Annotated in this window: 15 protein-coding genes; 11 read left to right on the top strand and 4 right to left on the bottom strand. The window is 69.8% G+C overall.

What is annotated here, in order from left to right:
* The first annotated feature begins 5 nt into the window (after nt 1-5).
* Nucleotides 6-686 (top strand): hypothetical protein, encoded by a 681-nt coding sequence (locus QQM67_RS25575; protein ID WP_314176890.1) that lies wholly within the window; start codon nt 6-8, stop codon nt 684-686.
* Nucleotides 687-865: 179 nt separating this feature from the next.
* The gene (locus QQM67_RS25570; RefSeq protein ID WP_314176888.1) at nt 866-1,510 is read left to right on the top strand and encodes a LysE family translocator; all 645 of its coding nucleotides are present in this window, start codon (nt 866-868) and stop codon (nt 1,508-1,510) included.
* A gap of 73 nt (nt 1,511-1,583) precedes the next feature.
* Here QQM67_RS25570 and QQM67_RS25565 read toward each other — a convergent pair whose 3' ends face one another.
* Both QQM67_RS25565 and eccCa read right to left on the bottom strand, forming a co-directional pair.
* Nucleotides 1,584-1,850, bottom strand: coding sequence for a DUF397 domain-containing protein (locus QQM67_RS25565; protein ID WP_314176886.1), 267 nt, complete (start codon nt 1,848-1,850; stop codon nt 1,584-1,586).
* 333 nt (nt 1,851-2,183) lie between these two features.
* Entirely contained in the window at nt 2,184-6,125 is a 3,942-nt protein-coding gene (eccCa, locus tag QQM67_RS25560) for a type VII secretion protein EccCa (RefSeq protein ID WP_314176883.1), read from the bottom strand.
* Nucleotides 6,126-6,395: 270 nt separating this feature from the next.
* On the opposite strand from eccCa, the gene eccD reads away from it, so the two are divergent.
* The 6 genes from eccD (at nt 6,396) to QQM67_RS25530 (ending at nt 13,662) form a co-directional block, all read left to right on the top strand.
* A complete protein-coding gene (eccD, locus tag QQM67_RS25555; protein WP_314176881.1) occupies nt 6,396-7,862 on the top strand; it encodes a type VII secretion integral membrane protein EccD in 1,467 nt (488 codons plus the stop codon).
* A gap of 187 nt (nt 7,863-8,049) precedes the next feature.
* On the top strand, nt 8,050-8,340 hold the full coding sequence (rpsO, locus tag QQM67_RS25550) for a 30S ribosomal protein S15 (protein WP_314176879.1): 291 nt from the start codon (nt 8,050-8,052) through the stop codon (nt 8,338-8,340).
* 340 nt (nt 8,341-8,680) lie between these two features.
* Nucleotides 8,681-10,933, top strand: a complete 2,253-nt coding sequence (locus tag QQM67_RS25545) for a polyribonucleotide nucleotidyltransferase (RefSeq protein ID WP_314176877.1) — start codon at nt 8,681-8,683, stop codon at nt 10,931-10,933.
* Nucleotides 10,930-12,360 carry a M16 family metallopeptidase gene (locus QQM67_RS25540; protein ID WP_314176875.1) on the top strand — a complete coding sequence of 477 codons (1,431 nt, stop codon included), beginning with the start codon at nt 10,930-10,932 and terminating at the stop codon, nt 12,358-12,360. The genes QQM67_RS25545 and QQM67_RS25540 overlap by 4 nt, the downstream gene beginning before the upstream one ends.
* Before the next feature lie 44 nt (nt 12,361-12,404).
* The gene (dapB, locus tag QQM67_RS25535; protein ID WP_314176873.1) at nt 12,405-13,160 is read left to right on the top strand and encodes a 4-hydroxy-tetrahydrodipicolinate reductase; all 756 of its coding nucleotides are present in this window, start codon (nt 12,405-12,407) and stop codon (nt 13,158-13,160) included.
* A gap of 4 nt (nt 13,161-13,164) precedes the next feature.
* Entirely contained in the window at nt 13,165-13,662 is a 498-nt protein-coding gene (locus tag QQM67_RS25530; RefSeq protein ID WP_314176871.1) for a hypothetical protein, read from the top strand.
* Between the two features lie 9 nt (nt 13,663-13,671).
* On the opposite strand, the gene QQM67_RS25525 is transcribed toward QQM67_RS25530, so the two are convergent.
* Entirely contained in the window at nt 13,672-14,256 is a 585-nt protein-coding gene (locus tag QQM67_RS25525; protein WP_314176870.1) for a hypothetical protein, read from the bottom strand.
* 208 nt (nt 14,257-14,464) lie between these two features.
* Nucleotides 14,465-14,701: a hypothetical protein gene (locus tag QQM67_RS25520; RefSeq protein WP_314176868.1), complete on the bottom strand. Its 237-nt coding sequence runs from the start codon at nt 14,699-14,701 to the stop codon at nt 14,465-14,467.
* A 351-nt stretch (nt 14,702-15,052) separates the two neighbouring features.
* On the opposite strand from QQM67_RS25520, the gene thyX reads away from it, so the two are divergent.
* From thyX to QQM67_RS25505, 3 genes are all read left to right on the top strand, one after another.
* A complete protein-coding gene (gene thyX, locus QQM67_RS25515) occupies nt 15,053-15,745 on the top strand; it encodes an FAD-dependent thymidylate synthase (RefSeq protein ID WP_399067717.1) in 693 nt (230 codons plus the stop codon).
* A gap of 250 nt (nt 15,746-15,995) precedes the next feature.
* Nucleotides 15,996-16,895, top strand: coding sequence for a 4-hydroxy-tetrahydrodipicolinate synthase (gene dapA / locus QQM67_RS25510; RefSeq protein WP_314176863.1), 900 nt, complete (start codon nt 15,996-15,998; stop codon nt 16,893-16,895).
* A 196-nt stretch (nt 16,896-17,091) separates the two neighbouring features.
* A complete protein-coding gene (locus QQM67_RS25505) occupies nt 17,092-18,777 on the top strand; it encodes a ribonuclease J (RefSeq protein ID WP_314176860.1) in 1,686 nt (561 codons plus the stop codon).
* Nucleotides 18,778-19,091: the final 314 nt, after the last annotated feature.

Here is a 19,091-nt window from a genome sequence, read left to right as displayed (position 1 = left end):
CGCACGTGGGAGACCAGCAGCCCCAACTGCCGCTGACGGGCGTGGCGTTCGACCATGAGGGCACACAGGCGGCCTGGAAGTCGGCGCGTCGGCGGGTCCTGCTCAAGCTGTGGCTGTGGAGCGGCCTGCTCATCGCAGCCCTGGCGCTGAGCGGTGTGCTCGCCGAGGTGCGCTGGGGCGACGGCAGCGCCCGCGGCGACAACAGCGTCGGGGGTCTCATCGGGGCAGTGGCCGTCCTGGCCTACCCGTTCGCGCTGTACACCTGCTGCGGCGCGCTGTCCCGGCTGCGCAAGGCCCGCAGCATTCTGGAGGCGTACCCCTGGCGGTCGTTCCCGGCGGTGCGGAAGCTGTCCGGTACGAAGGAGCCCAGGGGCGTTCCCGTGCAGTTGCGGCTCCCGGAGGGCACGGAACCGGACGGCGGCAAGAGCACGTACGAGGACGAGGACGGCTCGCTCTGGTCCCAGAGCATGTCCGCCCGCAACCCGCTTCGCTGGAACCGCTGGGACGAGCGGATGGAGACGGGCGCCTGGTACGCCGGAAACGTCGAGATCGGCGGTGTCCTCGCGCTGCCGGGAGGCAGCGGCCTGATGACCGTACAGCGCAGGACACAGGTCCTCTCCATGGAGCACCGCTCGGCCAAGGCGGACCACGCGAGCATCCTGTCGGCGGCGCCGGGGCGCGACTAGGCGGAGTCCGACGGAGTCCGGCAGATCGTTGGAGGAGCCGGAGCCGGAGCCGGAGCCGGAGCCGGAGCCGGAGCCGGGCCGCTGTGCCCGGAATATCGGTAAGTCGATGCGCCTGGAGCGGACCGTCCGGCATCTGCTTCCATGACCTCCTGGACGGCAAACCAGGAGGTGAGGGGCGCATGGTGCCCACGGAGAGCATTCTCGCGTTCGCGGCGATGTCGCTGCTGGTGATCGTGATTCCCGGGCCGAGCGTGCTGTTCGTGATCGGCCGGGCCCTCGCGCACGGCCGCCGCACGGCGCTCGCGACGGTCCTCGGCAACCTGGTCGGGTCGTACGTCCTGGTGATCGCCGTCGCGTGGGGCCTCGGCGCGCTGGTGGAGAGTTCGGCTGCGGTGTTCATGGGCGTGAAGCTGGCCGGAGCGGCGTATCTCGTCTACCTGGGCGTGCACGCGTTCCGGCACCGCAAGCAGATGGACGCGGCGTACATGGAGGCACCGGCGGGTGAGCGGCGCGGCGATCTGCGCACGATCCTGGACGGCATCGTCGTGGGCGTCACCAACCCGAAGGGCATCGTCTTCTTCGCGGCCGTGCTACCGCAGTTCGTGGACCACGCGGCCGGCCATGTCCCGGTCCAGATGATGGTGTTGGGCCTGGTCCCGGTCGCGGTCGGCCTGATCACGGACACCCTGTGGGGCCTGGGGGCCTCGGCGGCCCGCTCCTGGTTCGCCCGCTCGGACCGCCGTCTGTCGATGGTCGGCGGAGCCGGCGGCTTCGCGATGATCGGCTTGGGTGTGACGGTGGCGGCGACGGGCCGCGCCGACTGAGGAGGGTCCGGCGGATCGTCTACGGAGCCGCCCACGGGCGTCGCCGTGCATCCGCCCCGCCGCGAGTCGTTCCTTACGAACCCGTGCTCATGCCGCCGTTCTCCGGCGTCGGCTCCAGGTCGAACTCGCCGTCGCGGGCGCCGAGTACGAACGCGCGCCACTCGGCCTCGGTGTAACGCAGCACCGTGTCGGGGTCCTTGGAGTTGCGCATCGCCACGGCACCGCCCGGAAGGTGGGCGATCTCGACCCTCTCCTCGTCCGGGTCGCCGGGTGCGGATTCCCAGACGGCGTCGGAGATGTCCATCGCGTACAGCTCGTCCTTCTCCTGCTGCGTCCCCATCGGGCGCACGCTCCCTTCTTCGACGCCGCACTCTCAGGTTCCGGCGCTTCCCGGCACCCGCGCATCGCGACGCGTCTCTTCGTCGGCAGGCGGCTTCATCGGTATGTCTCTTCGTCGGCACCGCTGCCGTGAGTCATCATCCCACGACGCTGTGATCGTGCAGGTCGGATCGAGTCAGCGGCGCCCGTACGGACCGACCGCGTACCGGCTCGGCGGTCCGTGCCCAACACCCCCTCGCGCGCGGCCAGTTCGTCGGCTCACCGGACACCCCGAAAGCAGGAGCCCGGACGAGGGTTCCCACCCCCGTCCGGGCTCCTGTCATGCCTCGCGCCCTCAGGCGTTCGCCGGCATCCACCCCGTCTGGACGAGCTGCCCGCCCCTGCGCCGGGTCTGGAAGTAGCCCCGGCCCGGCGGCAGTTGCGTCGGCGAGATGCTGCCCAGCAGCGCGCCCTCGGACTTGTCGCCGGAGAGGACGACACCCTGTGCGCCGAGCTCCTTGATCCGCTGCATCACGGGCTCGTACAGAGCGCGGCTGGCGCCGCCGGACGAGCGGGCGATGATGACGCGGAGCCCCACGTCCCGCGCGAAGGGCAGGTACTCCAGCAGCGGCATCAGCGGGTTCTGCCCGGTGGCCACCAGGTCGTAGTCGTCGATGACGACGAACGCGTCCGGGCTGTCGTACCAACTGCGGTTGCGCAGCTGCTCGGGTGTGACGTCCGGCCCCGGCATCCGCCGGGACATCGAGCCGGCGAGGCCCTCCAGCGTCTCCTGGAGCGCCGGCGCCGCGGCGCAGTACCGCGACAGGTGCGCCTCGGGCACGCCCTGAAGATGCGCGCGCCGGTAGTCGCCGACGACGATCTTCGCCTTGTCCGGCGAGTAGCGGTCGGTGATCTGGTGCATGAGGAGCCGCAGCAGCGCGCTCTTGCCGGACTCGCTCTCGCCGAAGACCACGAACAGCGGGTCGGTCTCGAAGTTGACGAAGACCGGCCGCAGCGAGCTCTCGTCGATGCCGAACGCGATCCCGTGGTCGGGGTAGTCGGAGCCCTTCGGGAGCCTCGACGCCTCCAGCATGGTCGGCAGCAGCCGCACCGCGGGTGCGGGCTCGCCCTTCCAGTGCTCGTTGATCGCGCTGATCGTCTGCCGGGTGGCGTCCGGCAGGTCCTCCAGCGTCGACGAGCCGTCGATGCGCGGCAGCGCCGTCATCAGATGCAGCTTGTCCGGGCTGAGACCGCGCCCCGGCATGGCCACCGGGACGTTCGCCGCGACCTTGCGGTCGATCTCCGACTCGGACGGGTCGCCCAGCCGCAGCTCCACACGGTTCTGCAGGAGGTCCTTGAGCGCGGGACGCACCTCCGTGTACCGCGACGCGGTCAGGATGAGGTGGACGCCGAAGCCGAGACCGCGCGTGGCGATGTCGGTGACGTCGGCCTCGAGCATCTCGTAGTCGTTCTTGAACGTCGCCCAGCCGTCGATGACGAGGAAGACGTCGCCCCACTTCTGGTCCGGCAGCTGGCCCGCCGCGCGGCGCTGGCGGAACGTCGCGATCGAGTCGACGTTGTGCGCCCGGAAGTACTCCTCACGCTCGTTGAGGATCGACATGACCTCGCTGACGGTGCGCCGCACCTTCTCGCCGTCGAGACGGTTGGCGACACCGCCGACGTGGTGCAGATCCTCCATGGCCAGCAGCGAGCCGCCGCCGAAGTCGAGGCAGTAGAACTGCACTTCGGACGGCGTGTGCGTGAGCGCGAACGACGTCATGAGCGTGCGCAGCAGCGTCGACTTGCCGGACTGCGGCCCGCCGATGACGAATCCGTGACCGGCCGCACCGGAGAAGTCCCGGTACAGCACGTCGCGGCGCTGCTCGAACGGCTTGTCCAGCAGGGCGACCGGCACCGCGAGCCGGCCGAGCGCCGTGTACTCGGGCGCCGTCAGGCCGCGCTCAGGCGTCGCCGCGAGCGCGGGCAGCAGCTGGTCGATGGACGGCGGCTCGTCGAGCGGCGGCAGCCACACCTGGTGGGCCGACGGCCCCTGGCCGACCATCTTCTGCACGATGACGTCGAGCACGGTGTCGGCGAGAGCGTCGTCGACCGTGTCGGTGTCCCGGGTCTCCGGCTCCGGCGCCACGGGCAGCGCCACCGGCGTCGCCGTGAACATCACGGGACGCGTCTGCGTGGCCTGGCTGACCCGCGTCGGACCCGCGACCCGGTAGGCCCCGGAGACATAGGCGGCCTTGAACTGCACCATCGTCTCGGTGTCGTACTTCAGGAAGCCGGCGCCCGGCACGTTCGGCAGGTGGTAGGCGTCCGGAACGCCGATCGCCGTGCGCGACTCGGCGGCCGAGAACGTGCGCAGACCGATCCGGTACGAAAGGAACGTGTCCAGACCGCGCAGCTTGCCCTCCTCCAGGCGCTGCGAGGCCAGCAGCATGTGCACGCCCAGCGAACGGCCGATGCGGCCGATCTGGATGAACATGTCGATGAAGTCGGGCTTGGCGGTGAGGAGTTCGCTGAACTCGTCGATGATCAGGACGAGCGACGGAAGCGGATCGAGCGCGGCACCCGCGGCGCGCGCCTTCTCGTAGTCCGTGATGTTCGCGTAGTTGCCCGCCCTGCGCAGCACTTCCTGACGGCGGTTCAGCTCACCCGTGATCGCGTCGCGCATGCGGTCGACGAGCGTGAGCTCGTCGGCGAGGTTGGTGATGACCGCCGCGGTGTGCGGCATGTCGGCCATGCCCGTGAAGGTCGCGCCGCCCTTGAAGTCGGCGAGGATGAAGTTGAGCGTCTCGGACGAGTGCGTCACGGCCAGGCCGAGCACGAGCGTGCGCAGGAGCTCCGACTTGCCGGAACCTGTCGCGCCGACGCACAGGCCGTGCGGGCCCATGCCCTCCTGCGACGCCTCCTTGATGTCGAGCATGACCGGCTCGCCCTCGCCGCCGATGCCGATCGGCACCCGCAGCCTCTCGTGCAGCGAACGCGGCCGCCACGTGCGCGCCATGTCGACCGAACCGGCGTCGCCGATGCCCATCAGGTCGGTGAAGTCCAGGTTGGACAGCAGCGGTTCGCCCTCTTCGCCGCTGCCCATGCGCATCGGCGACAGCTGGCGTGCGAGCGCCTCGGCCTGCTCGTAGCTGAGCAGGTCGGGCCTGCCGGAGTACGCCGACTCCCGGCCGACGTACAGGTCGAGCGCCTTCTCGCGCACGTGCACCGTCAGGCCGCCGGACATCTGGTCGTCCAGCGCGCCCGGGGCCACCTCGATGAACGTCACGCCCTGGAGGCCCTCGGCGCCCGCGAGTTGGGAGTCCGGCGGGATCGAACCGCCGTCGAGGATGACGATGATGTGCGGCTGGTCGGCGACGGGCGCGCCGTCCCGGTTCCACCGGGGGCGGCCGTCGAGCTGGCTCGCGAGCGACTCCTCCAGCTGCCCGAGGTCGTCGAAGAACAGGCGGGCCTGGCCGGCGCCGTCGGACTGCGAGGGGTGCTGCGCGTGGGGCAGCCACTTCGTCCAGTCCCACTCGGCCATCGAGCCCGGGTGGGCGACGACCGCGATCATCATCTCCTCGGGGGAGTGCAGCGCGGAGAGTTGGCCTATCGCGGCACGGACGTTGCCGTACACCTCGTCCGTACTTCCCGTGACGACCACGTGGTAGAAGGCCCGGAGACTCACCGCGATGGGGAGATCCGGAAGTGAACGGTGAATGTCCAGGAAGGACTTCATCGCTTCCGCGGTGAGCGGCTCGAGTTCGTCCTTCGGAGCCGTTTCCGGTGCGACGAGCGGAGTGCTCAACTGCTGCCAGCCCGTGCCGATTCGCACGGACGAGAAGTCGTTGTCGGACGGCCGCCGTTCCCACAGCCGTTTGGCGTCACCGGCGATCGCCCACAGCTGATCCGGACTCGGATGCTGATACAGCTGCGCGTTCCGCTGCGCCTCCGATGTCTTGCGTACGTCCTTCCGGATCTGGTCGAGGTAGCGGAAGTAATCCCTCCGCGCCTGCCCCATCTGGGCACGGCCTCCACGCCTGGCCTTGACGACCTGTGCGATCGCCATGGCGACGGTGGAGACCGCCATCAGGCCGCCGACGACCTTCATGTAGGGCTGCGAGCCCGGCATGAAGAAGAACGCGACCGAACCTCCCATGCCCATCACGGGCAGGAGATTCATCCAGATGTCGCTGTCACCGTCGCGCGGCAGTTCGGGAGGGGATTCAAGCTTCACTTCCCCTTCGGGCACGGTCGGCGGCATGACCCGTGGCTGCCGCTTCACGATGACCACACTCACCGTTTCATCAGTCCTTCACGATAAATTCGCAATTACGCACCGATGCCCCCGCCATCCGCAACAGCTACCGGTCATGCAGATGCCGATCCTAGTAGGTGTGAGAGTCTCCGGTATCCGGGAGGACCGACTGTCCGCCGTGGACGGTAAGGTGACCCGCAATCTTCCCCAAGTGCTTCCATGGCGAGGAACCTTGGGGCATTACATGGGCCCACAATGTCTGTAATTCATCGTGACGCCGAGTCCGAGCAGTGAGCAAGGGGGAACAACAAGGTGGCCACGACCGCAGCGACCGGCTTCTGCCGCGTCACGGTAGTTGCTCCCGGGGGGCGCATCGATGTCGCGCTTCCCGAGGACGTGCCCCTGTCCGACGTCTATCCGGAGATCGCCAGGCTCTCCGGAGGCAGCCCGGCCGAGGGCTCCCTGTCGGGGTATCACCTGGTGCGCAGGGACGGGCGGGTTCTTGAGTCGGGCCTCTCCCTCGCGGGCAACGGCATCAGGGACGGCGAGGTTCTGCTCCTGCGTCCGTTCGCCGACTCGTTGCCCTCCGCCGTCTTCGACGACGTGAGCGACGCGGTCGCCTCGGCGGTCCGTCAGGACCGCGCGCTGTGGAACGAACAGCGGATGCGCGTGGCCGGACTCACCGGCGGCGGCGTCCTGTTGGTGCTCATGGCCTTCGCGCTGTGGTTCGCCGACCCGGTCAGGCACAACATGCACGGGCTGCCCGGCATCATCGCCGGCGCCGCCGGAATCCTCCTCGTGGCGCTCGCGTGCGTCCGCGCCCGTGTGTACGAGGACAGGGCGTCGTCCATAGCGCTCGGCCTCGGCGCCATGCCGCACATCATGATCGCCGGGTCCGGGATCCTCCCGATCGGCGAGGGCGAGGGCATCGGCCGGCTCCAGTTCCTCCTCGGCTGCGTCGCGGTGCTGCTCGCCTCGGCGGTGCTCATCGCGATCACACCGAGGGGCGACGGCCCGTTCGTCGCCGCCGCTATCGTCTCCGCGGTCGGCACGGTCTTCACCTTCGTTGCCGTCCTCGCCGACATCGGCGCGGCCGACGCGGCGGCCATCGCCGCCCCCGTCTCCGTCGGCGTCATCGCCTTCCTGCCCGGTCTCTCCGCCCGCTTCGCCCGCCTGCCCATAGGCTTCGAGCCCCGCGCGGGCGGCCTCGGCGGTTACGACGGCGGGCAGGACGGCCGCAGCGCGCAGGGCCCGGTCGACGCGGAGCGCATCGCGGCCCAGGCCCGCCGCGGCCACGAGATGCTCGTCGGTCTCGTCGGCGGCTGGTGCGCCGCCGTCGTGGGCACCGCCGCCGTGCTGGGCTTCTCGCACAACGGCTGGGGCCAGCTGCTCGCCCTCGCCACCGGCATCGCGATGCTGCTGCGCGCCCGGCTCTTCCGCTACACCTCGCAGGTCACCTGCGCCCTGGTCGCGGGCCTCGGCGCCCTCACGCTGCTCGCGCTCGGGCTCTCGCTCAACCCGCCGGCCCAGCTCGTCCGGGAGTTCGCTCAGGGCGACAGCACGGGCCTCGACGTCCGTACGGTCTGGATCGCCGCGTCCATCGCGGTCGCCGCGGCGCTCGTCACCGCGATCGGCCTGATCGTTCCGCGCACGGGCCTGACCCCGTTCTGGGGGCGCTTCATGGAGCTGACGGAGACCTTCGTGCTCCTCTCCCTGATCCCGCTCTGCCTCGCGGTCCTCGACGTCTACGCCGAGGTCCGCGGATCCATCTCGGGCTGACGGGACCGCCGTTCACCGCGGCGCCGACAGCCGTCGCCGTCCGCACTCCGCCCGCCCCAAGAGCCGTACAGGGGGCGGGCGAAGGCATGCTGGGGCGCTGATAGGCTGGTGCGGCCCTCCGAGTAATCGAAGCCTCCCCTGAGACGAAGACCAGGGGCGCTCGCGGGCAGAAACCGAAGGAGTACGCGTGTCGTCTCTCGATGCCGCGACCAAGAAGAAGATCATGTCCGAGTTCGCCACCAAGGAGGGTGACACCGGCTCCCCCGAGGTCCAGGTGGCACTGCTCTCACGCCGCATCTCGGACCTGACCGAGCACCTGAAGATCCACAAGCACGATCACCACTCCCGCCGTGGTCTGCTGCTGCTGGTCGGCCAGCGCCGCCGCCTCCTGCAGTACCTGGCGAAGAAGGACATCCAGCGCTTCCGCGCTCTCGTCGAGCGCCTCGGCATCCGCCGCGGTGCGGCGGGCGCCCGCTGACATGCGACGCAGGGAGCGGTTCCCGTGACCGGGGGCCGCTCCCTTCGCCGTATCTGAACGGACCGCATGGTTTGTAGGCTGGTCCCAGCACGACGTACAACACACGAACACGTACGACTCTGAGTACGAGACGGAGACCGCCCCCACAGGACAGCGGTCACACGGGCACATAGGAAAACAGACGCGGCAGGGGCGCCCCGCCGTCGCCGGTCCTCGGTAGTGGCCCCCGGACACAGACGTTCCGGGAGCTTCGATCGAAGACCGGCCCGCACACGGAGCGCTCCTCCGCAGCCGGTCCGCCGCCGCACGGGCGCCGGACGCAGACGAGGAGATATCCCTGGTGGAGAACGAGACCCACTACGCCGAAGCCGTCATCGACAACGGCACGTTCGGCACCCGCACCATCCGATTCGAGACGGGCCGGCTGGCCAAGCAGGCAGCCGGCTCCGCCGTGGCGTATCTGGACGACGACACCATGGTGCTGTCGGCCACCACCGCATCGAAGCAGCCCAAGGACCAGCTCGACTTCTTCCCGCTCACGGTGGACGTCGAGGAGCGGATGTATGCGGCCGGCAAGATCCCCGGCTCCTTCTTCCGCCGCGAGGGCCGCCCGTCCGAGGACGCGATCCTCACCTGTCGCCTGATCGACCGTCCGCTGCGCCCGTCCTTCAAGAAGGGCCTGCGCAACGAGATCCAGATCGTCGAGACGATCATGGCGCTCAACCCCGACCACCTCTACGACGTGGTCGCCATCAACGCGGCCTCCTGCTCCACGCAACTGTCGGGCCTGCCCTTCTCCGGCCCCATCGGCGGCACCCGCGTCGCCCTCATCCGCGGTCAGTGGGTCGCCTTCCCGACCCACTCCGAGCTCGAGGAGGCCGTCTTCGACATGGTCGTCGCGGGCCGCACCCTCCCCGACGGCGACGTCGCGGTGATGATGGTCGAGGCCGAGGCCACCGAGAAGACCGTCGAGCTGGTCAGGGGCGGTGCCGAGGCCCCCACCGAGGAGGTCGTCGCCGCGGGTCTCGAGGCGGCCAAGCCCTTCATCAAGGTGCTCTGCAAGGCCCAGTCCGACCTGGCGGCCAAGGCCGCGAAGCCCGTCGCCGAGTTCCCGATCTTCCTGGACCACCAGGACGACGTGCTCGAAGCGCTCACCGAGGCCGTTCGCGACGAGCTGGCCCAGGCCCTCACCATCGCGGGCAAGCAGGAGCGCGAGACCGAGCTGGACCGGGTCAAGGGCGTCGCGGCGGAGAAGCTCATCCCGCAGTTCGAGGGCCGCGAGAAGGAGATCTCGGCGGCGTACCGCACGCTGACCAAGGAGCTGGTCCGCGAGCGCGTCATCAAGGAGAAGAAGCGCATCGACGGCCGCGGCGTCACGGACATCCGTACGCTTGCGGCCGAGGTCGAGGCGATCCCGCGGGTTCACGGCTCGGCGCTCTTCGAGCGCGGCGAGACGCAGATCCTCGGCGTGACGACGCTGAACATGCTGCGCATGGAACAGCAGCTGGACACCCTCTCCCCGGTGACCCGCAAGCGCTACATGCACAACTACAACTTCCCGCCCTACTCCACCGGTGAGACCGGCCGCGTCGGCTCTCCGAAGCGCCGCGAGATCGGCCACGGCGCGCTCGCCGAGCGTGCGCTCGTGCCGGTGCTGCCGACGCGCGAGGAGTTCCCGTACGCGATCCGCCAGGTCTCCGAGGCGCTCGGCTCCAACGGCTCGACGTCCATGGGCTCGGTCTGCGCCTCCACCATGTCCCTGCTGAACGCCGGCGTGCCGCTCAAGGCGCCGGTGGCCGGCATCGCCATGGGCCTGATCTCCAAGGAGATCGAGGGCGAGACGCACTACGTCACCCTCACCGACATCCTCGGTGCGGAGGACGCCTACGGCGACATGGACTTCAAGGTCGCCGGCACCCGCCAGTTCGTCACCGCCCTCCAGCTCGACACCAAGCTGGACGGCATCCCGGCCTCGGTGCTCGCCGCGGCGCTGAAGCAGGCCCGTGACGCGCGTCTGCACATCCTGGACGTGATGAACGAGGCGATCGACGTCCCGGACGAGATGTCCCCGAACGCCCCGCGGATCATCACCGTGAAGATCCCCGTGGACAAGATCGGCGAAGTCATCGGCCCCAAGGGCAAGATGATCAACCAGATCCAGGAGGACACCGGCGCCGACATCACGATCGAGGACGACGGCACGATCTACATCGGTGCCGCCGACGGTCCCGCCGCCGAGGCCGCGAGGGCCACGATCAACGGCATCGCCAACCCGACGATGCCCGAGGTCGGCGAGCGCTACCTGGGCACGGTCGTCAAGACGACCACGTTCGGCGCGTTCGTCTCGCTGCTCCCCGGCAAGGACGGGCTGCTGCACATCTCGCAGATCCGCAAGCTCGCCGGCGGCAAGCGCGTGGAGAACGTCGAGGACGTTCTCGGCGTCGGCCAGAAGGTGCAGGTCGAGATCGCCGAGATCGACCAGCGCGGCAAGCTCTCGCTGATCCCCGTCCTGGAGGACGAGGAGTCGGAGGGCTCCGGCGGTTCCGAGCAGAAGGACGCCGCGCCGGCCGAGGCCGCCGCGGGTGACCAGTGACACGTAAGCACCGTCCGACGGCCCGCCCCACCACCGTGGAGGGGCGGGCCGTCGCCCGTACGCCGTCGAAGGCGAAGGCGAAGGCGAAGGCACCGGCGACGGCGAAGGCTGCGACCGGCGGCCGTCCCGCCGGCGGCGGAGGCGAGGTCCGCAAGACGGTCCTGCCGGGCGGGCTGCGCGTCGTCACCGAGACGGTGCCGACGGTCCGCTCCGCGACCCTCGGCATCTGGGCGCACGTCGGCTCCCGCGACGAGACCCCGGCGCTGGGCGGCGCCACGCACTACCTGGAGCATCTGCTCTTCAAGGGCACCAGGCGGCGCAGCGCCCTCGACATCTCGGCGGCGCTGGACGCCGTCGGCGGCGAGATGAACGCCTTCACCGCCAAGGAGTTCACCTGCTACTACGCCCGCGTCCTCGACTCCGATCTGCCCCTGGCCGTCGACGTCGTCTGCGACATGCTCACGGGCTCGGTGCTGGACGCGGCGGAGGTCGAGGCCGAGCGGGGCGTCATCCTCGAAGAGATCGCGATGACCGAGGACGACCCCGGCGACTGCGTGCACGACCTCTTCTCCCGCGCCCTGCTGGGCGATTCACCCCTCGGCCGTCCCGTCCTCGGCACCGTCGAGACGGTCAACGGCTTCACGCGCGACCGCCTCGCGCGCTTCTACCGCAAGCACTACGACCCTCCGCACCTCGTCGTCGCCGCGGCCGGCAACCTCGACCACGACGCCGTCGTGAGCCAGGTGCGCGCGGCCTTCGACCGGGCGGGAGCACTGGAGCGTACGGAGGGACGCGAGCCGCTCGGCCCCCGGACCGGCGCACGCTCCCTGCGCGCCCGCGGCCGCGTGGAGATCGCCGACCGCAGCACCGAGCAGGCCCACCTCGTCCTCGGAATGCCGGGCTACTCCCGCAACGACGACCGCAGGTGGGCGCTCGGGGTGCTCAGCGCGGCGCTCGGCGGCGGCATGAGCTCCCGCCTCTTCCAGGAGATCCGGGAGAAGCGGGGCCTGGCCTACAGCACGTACTCCTACACGTCCGGATTCGCCGACTGCGGCCTGTTCGGCGTCTACGCGGGCTGCCGCCCCGGCCAGCTCTCCGACGTGCTGAAGATCTGCCGCGACGAGCTGGACCAGGCCGCACGGCACGGCCTGCCTGATGACGAACTGCGCCGCGCCGTCGGCCAGTTGTCCGGCGCGACGGTCCTCGGTCTGGAGGACACCGGCGCGCTCATGCACCGGCTCGGCAAGAGCGAACTGTGCTGGGGCGAACAGCTCTCCGTCGACGCGATGCTGGCGAAGATCTCCGCCGTGACACCGGACGACGTACGCGAGGTCGCCCGCGACGTTCTCGGGAGACGCCCCTCGCTCGCCGTCATCGGCCCGCTCACCGACCGCCAGACGACCCAGCTCCACGAGGCGGTCGCCTGACCTCCGCCCGCCGCCCACCTGCCACAAGTCCCCGAAGGAACGACATGAGCAAGCTGCGCGTGGCCGTACTCGGCTCCGAAGGACGGATGGGCTCCGAGGCCGTACGGGCCGTCGAAGCCGCCGACGACATGGAGCTCGCCGTCGCCCTCGACCGCGACGACACCCTCGACGACCTTGCCCGCGCCGGCGCCGAGGTCGCGGTCGATCTGACGCACCCCGACGCCGTGATGGGCAACCTCGAACACTGCGTCGCGGCCGGCATCCACGCGGTCGTCGGCACCACGGGCTGGACGGACGAGCGCCTCGCGACCGTACGGGGCTGGCTGGAGTCCTCGCCGGGCACGGGCGTCCTCATCGCGCCCAACTTCGGCATCGGCGCCGTCCTGACCATGCAGTTCGCGCAGCAGGCCGCGCGCTTCTTCGAGTCCGCCGAGGTGGTCGAGCTGCACCACCCTGGCAAGGCGGACGCACCGAGCGGCACGGCCGTACGCACCGCGCAGCTCATCGCAGGCGCACGCGAGGAGGCCGACCTGCCCGAGCAGCCGGACGCCACGACCACCTCGCTGGACGGTGCGCGCGGCGCTGACGTCGACGGCGTCCCGGTGCACGCCGTACGGCTCCGCGGCCTCGTCGCGCACCAGGAGGTGCTGTTCGGAGGCGAGGGGGAGACCCTCACGATCCGGCACGACTCGCTGCACCGCAGCTCGTTCATGCCCGGTGTGCTGCTCGGAGTGCGCCGCATCGGCTCCGCCCCGGGACTCACCTACGGCCTGGAGCACTTCCTCGACCTGGACCGGTGACGGCGTGCGGGCGAAGATCACGTACTTCATCCTGGCCGCCGTGCTGGCCGCGTACTTCGTGCTGGCCGGCAGCCGCGGAGTGCTGCTGATCGGGCAGGGCACGGCGGTCACCGTCGCCCTCGGCCTCGCGGTACTCGTCCTGCCGCTGATCGGCGTCTGGTTCCTGTGGCAGACAACCCGCTTCGCCCGGAACGCCGAGCGCCTGGCGCGCGAGCTGGAGGCAGAGGGCGGGCTGCCCGTCGACGAGCTGCGGCGCACGCCCTCCGGCCGGATCGACAGGGACTCGGCCGACGCCGTCTTCGCCCGCAGAAAAGCCGAAACCGAGCGGGCCCCCGGCGACTGGCGCTGCTGGTTCCGGCTCGCCGTCGCCTACCGCGACGCCCGCGACACCCCCCGAGCCCGCAGGGCGATGCAGCGGGCCATCGCCCTGCACGACGGGCATGACGGGCACCAGCCGCACGGCACCGCCCCGAACGGGCAGAGCGGCAGCGACGTCCCCTGACGCGGCTTCCTAACGAGGGGCCGCGGCTCCATGGGCGGCCTGGTGCCACTCGGCGGCCCACCCCTCTATGACGTCCGCCGCCCGCTCGAACGCCTCCGGCCTCGCGAGGAAGTCGGCGTTGTGGTCGGTGAGCAGCGGGCGCAGCGGCTCGCCGTCACCGGCCCGTACGACATCCAGGGCCTGGCCCTGCACGGTGCGCGGAAGCCCGAGCCACCGCACCGGCTGCTGCACCGTGCGCACGGCGGCCACCTCGCGCCAGTGCAGCGTCACCGTGTTCAGCAGCCCGACCCGCCGCAGGCCGTGCGCCGAGACCCACACGCCGACGCGCAGCAGCCGCAGCGCGAATGCGATGACCGCCAGCGCGGCGGCGAGACACACGAGCGCGCCCGGCACCGCCCCGGCGAGGGCGATGATCAGCGCGGAGAACAGCATGTACGACGCGAGCAGCAGCAGCACCGCCGCGCCCCCGACCCGCCAGGGGCCGGGACGGTACGGGCGGCGCCAGTGCTCACGGGCGTCGTGCGGCAGCGGGGTCTGGTCTGCGTGGTCGGCCGCGCCGGTCTGTCCTGCGGCCGTCATGAAGGGCAGGGGCACTGGTGGTCCTCGCTCGGAACGGTCTCGATCGGGTGGATCGTGATGCGCGAGGACACTAGCGAGGTGTACGGGACCCGGCCAGCCCGGCAGGTCGGCGCGGCGTGCCGTGCCCGGGCCGACCCGGGCACGGCAAGGCGAGGCGAGGCAAGGCAAGGGCCTGGCTTAGCGAAGTGCAGCGGAGGAGCGAGGGAGCGGCAGAGCCGCGGCGTCAGCGGCTCTCGGCGGCAGCGGGCCCGTGATGCTGCGACGGTCGGTCGGGATCGAGGGCGGGAACGCCCAGAATCAGGGAACCGACGAGGCCCGCCACGACCGTCAGGCCGAACAGCGCGCTGCCCGCCTTCTCGGCGGAGGTGCGCTGGGCTCGGGGCGGCGGCGTGACATTGCTGCGGAACCGGTCGGCGTCTGCGAGGAACGCGAACGGTACGGACTCTCCGCGGCGGAACATGGGCAGGGAAGCTCCTGTCGAGATCGTGCTGGAAGGTTTCGTAGGTAGAACGTCCACGACGGCTGAGAAGTGCCGGATGAAAGGGGACGTGCGTCAAAAAATACCAAGCGCCCAGGCGCCTCCACACACCGACCCCCCTTATGGCGACAGACGGCCCGTTTTGTCCGTACACAAGGCGCTTACCGGACGGCGCGAGCAGGCAGTCGCACGGCTCGGGCGAGCACGCCGGGGACGGCCGGGCGCTGTCGGTGGTGCGCCTTAGGCTGGTCGCGCCCGGCAGCCGTACGACCCGGAAGGACCGCCGTGACCGAAACCTCAGACCAGTCCGCAGCTCCCGCTTTCCGCGGGGGGATGACCGTAGAGCTGGTCAAGCACAGCGCCGCCGACACCGACGTGCTGTGGGCGGCCCGGGTCTCCACGGGCGGCGAGAAGTCCCTGGAGGAGCTGCACAAGGACCCGGCGCGCTCCAAGGGCCTGATCAACTACCTGATGCGCGACCGCCACGGCAGCCCCTTCGAGCACAACTCGATGACCTTCTTCATCAGCGCTCCGCTCTTCGTCTTCCGGGAGTTCCACCGGCACAGGGTCGGCTGGTCCTACAACGAGGAGTCCGGCCGCTACCGCGAGCTCCAGCCCGTCTTCTACACCCCGGACGCGACGAGGAAGCTCGTCCAGCGCGGCCGCCCCGGCAAGTACGAATTCGTGGAGGGCACTCCCGAGCAGCACGAGCTGACGGCCTCCGCCATGGAGGATTCGTACCGGCAGGCGTACGAGACGTATCAGCGGCTGCTGGCCGCCGGCGTCGCCCGCGAGGTGGCCCGCGCCGTCCTCCCGCTCGGCCTGTACTCGTCGATGTACGCGACGTGCAACGCCCGCTCCCTGATGCACTTCCTCGGGCTGCGCACCCAGCACGAGGAGGCGAAGGTGCCCTCGTTCCCGCAGCGCGAGATCGAGATGGTGGGCGAGTTGATGGAGGAGCAGTGGGCGAAGCTCATGCCCCTGACCTACGAGGCCTTCAACGCCAACGGTCGTGTCGCTCCGTAATCTGCCCGGATTGCGGGCTTTCGCGTGGTACGTCTACGCTGAAATCACGGCCCGGCACTGCTTGAACCCCCGAGCAGGCAGTGCCGGGTCTCCCTTGATCCCGGCGGTGCCGCGGGTGTGCACACCTCCGGCATCGCCCTCTGTCTGCACTTGTTCCCGGCTTCGCCCGCCCCTTCGCCGTCAAGCGGGATGACCATGACCATGGCCCCGAGGGGGCGCTACCGACCGGGCTGCGAGTAGCGTGGACCCCATGGCTCCGACCTCCACACCGCACACGCCCTTCGGGCGGGTACTGACAGCGATGGTCTCGCCGTTCACCGCGGACGGCGCACTCGACCTCGACGGTGCGCAGCAGCTCGCCGTACATCTGGTGGACGCCGGCAATGACGGCCTGATCGTCAACGGCACCACCGGCGAGTCCCCGACCACCAGTGATGTCGAGAAAGCCCAGCTCGTGCGGGCAGTGGTCGAAGCGGTCGGAGACCGCGCCCACGTCGTCGCCGGAGCCGGCACGAACGACACCGCGCACAGCCTCGAACTCGCCCGCGACGCCGCCAAGGCCGGCGCGCACGGCCTTCTCGCGGTGACGCCGTACTACAGCAAGCCGCCGCAGGAAGGCCTCTACCGGCACTTCACGGCCATCGCCGACGCGACTGAACTCCCGGTGATGCTCTACGACATCCCCGGTCGCTCCGGCGTCCCGATCAACACCGAGACGATCGTCCGCCTCGCCGAGCACCCGCGCATCGTCGCGAACAAGGACGCGAAGGGCGACCTCGGCCGCGCCAGCTGGGCCATCGCGACCAGCGGTCTCGCCTGGTACAGCGGCGACGACATGCTCAACCTGCCGCTGCTCTCGGTCGGCGCGATCGGTTATGTATCGGTCGTCGGCCACCTGGTCACACCCGAGCTGCGGTCGATGCTCGAGGCGTATCTCAGCGGCGATGTGACGAAGGCCACCGAGATCCACCAGAAGCTGCTGCCCGTCTTCACGGGCATGTTCCGTACGCAGGGCGTCATCACGACGAAGGCCGCCCTCACGCTGCGCGGCCTGCCGGGCGGACCCCTGCGGATGCCGCTCGTCGAGCTCTCCTCGGAGGAGACGCAGCAGCTGCGGCACGACCTCGCGCACGGCGGCGTACAGATTTGAGCAAGGACGGCATAACTTCATAACGGTCAAGATCAGAAACACCCAGACATAGCCAGTACGAGCGAATAAGCGTCAAACCCATTCACGAATACCGCGCGCGCCACGCGTCCCACGGGGTCCCTCATGCCGAAGGCCAGTGGGATTCCCCATGCCGAAGACCAGGGGAGCGTGGCGCGCGTGTGGTGAGGAGAGTCTTTTGAGTCATCCGCATCCCGAACTCGGCTCGCCGCCGAAGCTGGCCGAGGGCGGCCTGCGCGTCACGCCTCTCGGCGGACTCGGCGAGATCGGCCGGAACATGACGGTCATCGAGTACGACGGCCGGCTGCTGATCATCGACTGCGGCGTTCTCTTCCCGGAGGAGGAGCAGCCCGGAGTCGACCTGATCCTGCCGGACTTCAGCTCCCTGCGGGACCGTCTCGACGACATCGACGGCATCGTCCTGACGCACGGACACGAGGACCACATCGGGGGCGTACCGTTCCTGCTGCGTGAGAAGGCCGACATCCCGCTGATCGGCTCCAAGCTGACCCTCGCGCTGATCGAGGCGAAGCTCCAGGAGCACCGCATCCGGCCGTACACGCTGGAGGTCGAGGAAGGCCACCGCGAGCGCATCGGGCCGTTCGACTGCGAGTTCGTCTCGGTCAACCACTCCATCCCGGACGCGCTGGCCGTGGCCATCCGCACGCCCGCGGGCATGGTCGTCCACACCGGCGACTTCAAGATGGACCAACTCCCGCTGGACGGACGCCTCACGGACCTGCGTGCCTTCGCCCGCCTCGGCGAAGAGGGCATCGACCTGCTGCTGTGCGACTCGACGAACGCCGAGGTGCCGGGCTTCGTACCGCCGGAGCGCGACATCTCGGGTGTGCTTCGCCAGGTCTTCGGGGGAGCGCAGAAACGCATCATCGTGGCGAGCTTCGCCAGCCACGTGCACCGCATCCAGCAAATCCTCGACGCCGCCCACGAGTTCGGACGGCGAGTGGCCTTCGTCGGACGCTCGATGGTCCGCAACATGGGCATCGCGCGGGACCTCGGCTACCTCGACGTCCCCGCCGGCCTCGTCGTCGACGTGAAGACGCTGGACGATCTCCCGGACGACGAAGTCGTGCTGGTATGCACGGGATCGCAGGGCGAACCCATGGCGGCACTGTCCCGCATGGCCAACCGCGACCACCAGATCCGCATCGTCCAGGGCGACACGGTGATCCTGGCCTCGTCCCTCATCCCGGGCAACGAGAATGCCGTCTACCGCGTCATCAACGGCCTCACACGCTGGGGCGCGAACGTCGTGCACAAGGGCAACGCCCAGGTGCACGTCTCCGGGCACGCCTCCGCCGGCGAACTGCTGTACTTCTACAACATCTGCCGGCCCAAGAACCTCATGCCGGTGCACGGCGAATGGCGCCACCTGCGCGCCAACGCCGAACTGGGAGCCCAGACCGGCGTCCCGCGGGAGCGCGTCGTCATCGCCGAGGACGGCGTGGCCGTCGACCTGATCGACGGCAAGGCCACCATCGCGGGCAAGGTGCACGCGGGTTACGTGTACGTGGACGGCCTCTCGGTCGGGGACGTGACGGAGTCCTCCCTCAAGGACCGCCGCATCCTCGGCGACGAGGGGATCATCTCCGTCTTCGTGGTGGTGGACAGCAGCTCCGGAAAGATCGTCGGCGGGCCGCACATCCAGTCGCGCGGTTCGGGCATCGACGACGCCGACTTCGACCAGGTCGTGCCGAAGATCGACGAGGTCCTGGCCAAGTCGGCCCAGGACGGGGTCGCGGAGACGCACCAGCTCCAGCAGCTCGTACGCCGCACCGTGGGCAAGTGGGTCTCCGACACCTACCGGCGCCGTCCGATGATCCTCCCGGTGGTCGTCGAGGTCTGAGCCCAACGACGGGCGGAGCGCCTCGATTTGCGTCCAGGCGCTCCGCTCCAGTAGGTTTACAGCTCCAACTCAGCGGGTACCGGGCGGGCTTCGCCCACCGACACCCGCAAGCCAGAGTCAACTGGAAGGCCCCGCAAACGGGTTCGGAAAGTTCACTGGTAGAGTTGGATCTTACCGAGAGGGATGTGCCCGGAGTGGCCCTGGGATATGGGTTGTGATGGAAGCGTTCGTTCTTTGAGAACTCAACAGTGTGCCAAAAGTCAACGCCAGATATGTTGATACCCCGTAGCCCCCGCGTTGGTTTGTGGGGGTGG

This window comes from Streptomyces winkii (genome assembly GCF_032248595.1).
Taxonomy (GTDB): Bacteria; Actinomycetota; Actinomycetes; order Streptomycetales; family Streptomycetaceae; genus Streptomyces; species Streptomyces winkii.
This window is presented reverse-complemented; position numbering and strand designations above follow the sequence as displayed.

Coding starts and splice junctions, on each gene's coding strand:
- QQM67_RS25570 (WP_314176888.1), top strand. CDS start 866: ATGGTGCCCACGGAGAGCATTCTCGCGTTCGCGGCGATGTCGCTGCTG.
- QQM67_RS25565 (WP_314176886.1), bottom strand. CDS start 1,850: ATGGGGACGCAGCAGGAGAAGGACGAGCTGTACGCGATGGACATCTCC.
- dapB (WP_314176873.1), top strand. CDS start 12,405: ATGAGCAAGCTGCGCGTGGCCGTACTCGGCTCCGAAGGACGGATGGGC.
- QQM67_RS25520 (WP_314176868.1), bottom strand. CDS start 14,701: ATGTTCCGCCGCGGAGAGTCCGTACCGTTCGCGTTCCTCGCAGACGCC.
- thyX (WP_399067717.1), top strand. CDS start 15,053: ATGACCGTAGAGCTGGTCAAGCACAGCGCCGCCGACACCGACGTGCTG.
- dapA (WP_314176863.1), top strand. CDS start 15,996: ATGGCTCCGACCTCCACACCGCACACGCCCTTCGGGCGGGTACTGACA.